Source organism: Natronomonas sp. (assembly GCF_046710025.1).
GTDB lineage: Archaea > Halobacteriota > Halobacteria > Halobacteriales > Haloarculaceae > Natronomonas.
Map to the genome: position 1 here is coordinate 1 of NZ_JBKEGK010000222.1, position 4,132 is coordinate 4,132.

The 4,132-nt window shown below is 62.6% G+C and carries 5 protein-coding genes and 1 pseudogene; 2 read left to right on the forward strand and 4 right to left on the reverse strand.

What is annotated here, in order from left to right; genetic code table 11:
- A pseudogene (locus tag ACI944_RS12425) lies at positions 1-215 on the forward strand (CTP synthetase); the annotation flags it as partial.
- Positions 216-224: 9 nt separating this feature from the next.
- Here ACI944_RS12425 and ACI944_RS12430 read toward each other — a convergent pair.
- Positions 225-1,220: a PhoU domain-containing protein gene (locus tag ACI944_RS12430; RefSeq protein WP_411719360.1), complete on the reverse strand. Its 996-nt coding sequence runs from the start codon at positions 1,218-1,220 to the stop codon at positions 225-227.
- A 935-nt stretch (positions 1,221-2,155) separates the two neighbouring features.
- Between ACI944_RS12430 and phoU the strand changes: the two genes are divergently transcribed.
- The gene (gene phoU, locus ACI944_RS12435) at positions 2,156-2,836 is read left to right on the forward strand and encodes a phosphate signaling complex protein PhoU (protein WP_411719361.1); all 681 of its coding nucleotides are present in this window, start codon (positions 2,156-2,158) and stop codon (positions 2,834-2,836) included.
- Positions 2,837-2,906: 70 nt separating this feature from the next.
- On the opposite strand, the gene ACI944_RS12440 is transcribed toward phoU, so the two are convergent.
- The 3 genes from ACI944_RS12440 to ACI944_RS12450 form a co-directional block, all read right to left on the reverse strand.
- Positions 2,907-3,101, reverse strand: coding sequence for a hypothetical protein (locus ACI944_RS12440; protein WP_411719362.1), 195 nt, complete (start codon positions 3,099-3,101; stop codon positions 2,907-2,909).
- A gap of 22 nt (positions 3,102-3,123) precedes the next feature.
- On the reverse strand, positions 3,124-3,297 hold the full coding sequence (locus tag ACI944_RS12445; protein WP_411719363.1) for a hypothetical protein: 174 nt from the start codon (positions 3,295-3,297) through the stop codon (positions 3,124-3,126).
- A 148-nt stretch (positions 3,298-3,445) separates the two neighbouring features.
- Positions 3,446-4,132 (reverse strand): cyclase family protein (locus ACI944_RS12450; RefSeq protein ID WP_411719364.1); only part of this gene is annotated, 687 nt, incomplete at its 5' end.

Consider the following 4,132-nt stretch of genomic DNA (forward strand, 5'->3'; position numbering starts at 1 on the left):
AGGCTGCCGGCGTTGAGAGCGCAGACGCGCTCGTGTTGACCGACGCGGGACTGGCGACATCGGTGACAGTGGCCGCGGACTGTAACCCTGGACTCCGGATCGTCATATACACCCGCGATTCTGTTCCGGAGTTCGTCAAGGGCCAGGCCGGTCACATCGTCGATCCGGAACTGCTCGATCCCGACACGGTCGCCGAGGAACTGCTTCGGGAATAAAAACAGATCTTACGGCTTCGGGGCGGCGTTTTGCAGGGCCGTCTCGGCGACGTTACCGCCGTAGTCGGCGCTTCTGGATAGCGAGTCGACGACTAACCCGAGCAGTTGTGCCTGCTGTGGCTCCAACTCGCGAATCGTATCGTCGGCCGCCCGCGCGAGTTCGTCGATCCGAACGACGCGCTGGCGGGCGTCGTTGGCGAGTTCGGTCGCGTGATCGGAGTCGCTCTCCAAGAGTGCATTCATCCCCATCTCGACGATGTCGGTCGCTTCGGAGAGAAGCGCCTCAAGTGCCTCCGCGGTGTCCGCCGGGGGTTCATCAAGGGTCTGTACGTGGGTCGCGACCTTCGCCGCGTGGTCGCCGATCCGTTCAAGTTGGCGGGCGCTGGAGTGATAATCGAAAGCCGTCTCGCGATCGAGACCGATCGCCGCGGCGGCGGAGGGGTCTCTGAGCACGGACCGAAAGACACGCGACACCATAGACCACAGCCGGTCAACGTCGTCGTCACGCTGGACGACGTCGGCCGCCAGTTCGTCGTCATCGTCGACGAGCGCCGCCACGGCGTCGGCGAGCATCGTCGTCGAGACGAGACGCATCCGAGTAATCGCGTTGTGCATCGACAGCTCCGAGGAATCGAGCAAATCCTGCAGCCGAACTCGTTCTGACGTCTCGCCGATCACTTCGAGACCGACGAGTCCCTGGGTCGCGTCCCGGATCGTCCGGCGCTGTGCGGCGGTCACCTGCGTGGTTTCCAGCGTGACGATGTCGAACCCGCTGACGTACATCGTCACGACCGCGCGCATCAACTCCTCGCCCTCCAGCCCGGTGATGTCGAGCGTCCCCTTTATTTTCTCCTCGTCGCGCTGTGGGGTCAAAAGCAGCGTGTCTCCCTCGGGGTGGAACTCAACGACGCTCCCGCCGTCGACCCCGTTTTCGGTTGCCCACTCCTTGGGGAGTGAAACGGTATATGTCGAGCCGCCCGTTACCTGGACCTTGCGCGTCTCCATACGTACCCTACCGGACAGTATCATAAATGACTGTCGAGATATATAGAGCTTTCACTAGTTGCGGCGAGTCGAGAGCGTGTTGAGCGTACTGACCGATTTCTTCGGCGCTAAACGTGTGAAGCCGACGATCTGCAGTATCTTTGCTCACGCTCCAAACAATATAGCTCTATATAGAACTGTCAGAGAGGTACTTACGGTTATAGAGTGCAATTGAGCAATATATCGCTGATCCGAGGCGCATCTCCGGGGAATTCGGGGAAAGACGCCGATCCACCGTCGCGTCACCCGGGACCGCCTGCAGCGCCGGGGGCGCTCTAGCGACACCAGAGACGACGTGACATCCTCCTCGCTGTAAACGGCGCGGATTCCCTCCACAGAGGGACCCCGACCCGGTGCCGGTTGGTTTCAGGACTGGCTCTCCTGAGGTCGGCGGGGCGGGGTTCGACCCTCGCTCGGGAGCGTTCTGTGGCCCTGTCACGGGGGCTCCCCTCCGCAAGCGAGTCATTGCCACGCGGTTTCTCGACGCGACTCTCTCCCAAGCGGTTATGCCTCACGGCAGATTGACCGGCGCGGTTCACACCTTCTCGGGGACAACCGACAACCCATCACCCGGGCTTCCCGCGCACCGCAGACGTGGGTGGAATGCAGCCCGACTCCCCTGGTGATCAGTCGTCGGGAGTCGGCGGAACCCGTGTGTGAACCGTCAGCACGAACGGTGCTAAGCGTTGGGGTTCCAGACCGGCCACGTCCGGTGGTTTGTGGAACGAGGCGCACGCGATTCACGCCCGGCGTGAACGCCGGGATTCTCTCGCTGAATCAAGATAGAGAGCGCCTCGGAGAAGCCGAACGGTGAGCTATTTAGTAACCGCATTCTCCGACCGACGCGCGTCAGACACCCCGGAAAATACATACCGGAGAGCCCACGATTGGGGCCAATGGCACGCAAGGGATTCCAACAGCAGCTGTCGGAGCTCCGCGAGGATGTCCTCTATATGAGCGAGATCGTTCTCGATCGGGTTCGAACGGGGCTTCGGGCCTTAGAGGCAAAGGACGAGGCGCTAGCTCAAGAGGTCATCGAGGGCGATCACGAGATCAACGAGTTGTATCTCCAGTTGGAGCAGGGCTGCATCGACCTGTTTGCACTCCAACAGCCCGTCGCTGGCGATCTCCGATTCATCGCCGCCTCGTTCAAGATCATCACCGACCTCGAACGCGTTGCGGACCTCGCTACCAACCTCGGCGACTACACGTTGCAGGCCTCCCGCAGTATGTATCCCGACGTCGATATCCAGGGGATCGGGAGCGAGGTCGTCGGGATGATCGAGGACGCGATGGCGGCTTACGCCGATGAGGACGTCGAAGCCTGCTTCGGGATCGACGCCCGCGACGACGAGGTCGACGAGCGCTGTGAGCGGGCCTCAGGCACCGTCGTCCGGGACCTCATCGAGACCGAGATCGACGACGGCTCCTCCGACGACGAGATCGAATCGCTGATGACAGAGGTTTCCCGGCTGTTGCTCACGATTCGGGATCTCGAACGCGTCGGCGACCACGCGGTCAACATCGCGGCCCGGACGCTGTACATGGTCGACAACAGCGACGAGTTGATCTACTGAGTCGGGTCAGCGTCGCCCCGAGACCGAACGTACCGTCGCGAGTTCAAGCCTCACCGCGCTTGTGGACAGTTCACTCCGGATTCTCGGCGCTGTCGTCCCGGCGCAGGTGGCGGCGTCGTTTGGTGATCAGGCGCAACGCCCGGGCCGCGTCACCCGCTTCGACCGCCACGTCGACGTCGTCGGCTACCTCGTCCGGGATCAATCCACGCGCATCGTACTCGGCGAGAAGCCTCGCAACCTCGTCGTCCCGCTCATCAAACGTCATATACTTGTATTGAACCGGGCTGTCAGGTTTCGATGACGTCCGTTTCTGTCACGCCGGTGCACTCGATCCACGGTTCGGCGAGCAGATCGTCTCGACACATATCGCACAGGGCAATGTCGATCGACTCACCCCCTTCGATTTCGAGGTGATACTGTTCTCCAAGGGCGGCGTTACAGAGGGCACACTGCGACATCATTATATGTGTCTTTGTGAACTGCAAAATAAATACTGGTCGCGTTACCCCCGCCGAACTGACCTCGGACCGTACCCTGCACTGCCGAATTCCACGAAGCGAGCCAGTGAAACGCATTCGAGCATACTTGATGAAGCGCCCGACGGGAGGGTCAACACTCCGTCGCGAACGCCCGGACCGGGGAACCGTCACCGTCGGCGATCGAAAGCGGGACAGCGAACAACCGGCAGCGCCCGAGACCCTCAAGATTCCGCAGATTTTCGACGATGAATCGGCCGTTCTCGAGGAGCTGCCGGTGGGCGGGGACGCCCTCGGGTTCACCGGGGGCGGCGCTCTCACTCGGCGTCGGGTCGGGATTTAGCGTGTCGAGGCCGACGGACCATCCGGCTTCGACGCAGCGATCGGCCGCTTCGGGGGTCAGATACGGGTGGTCGAGATAGCGCGGCGTCCCCCAGTAGCCGTCCCACCCGGTTCGGACGAGAACCATCCCGCCGTGGTCGTCGTCGGGAAGTGCCGACGGCCCGATCGACTCGCGGGGGTCGAGCCCGGTGCAGTCGACGACCCGCGCGTCGAAGACGAACCGCCCGATATCGAAGCCGTCGATCGAGCCCTCGAGACCGACGTGACTCGGCGCGTCGACGTGGGTCCCGGTGTGGCTCCCACAGTTGATCGCCGAGACGCGGTAGCCCTCGGACTCGGCGGTGGCGACCGGGTCAACCGACACCTCGGGATCGCCGGGAAACCGTTGCATCCCGGTCTCGATGGGGTGTGAGAGGTCGCGGTACATCAGTTCGGGCCCCAACCGTTCGATGCGGCGGCAATGCCGATTGTTACGTCC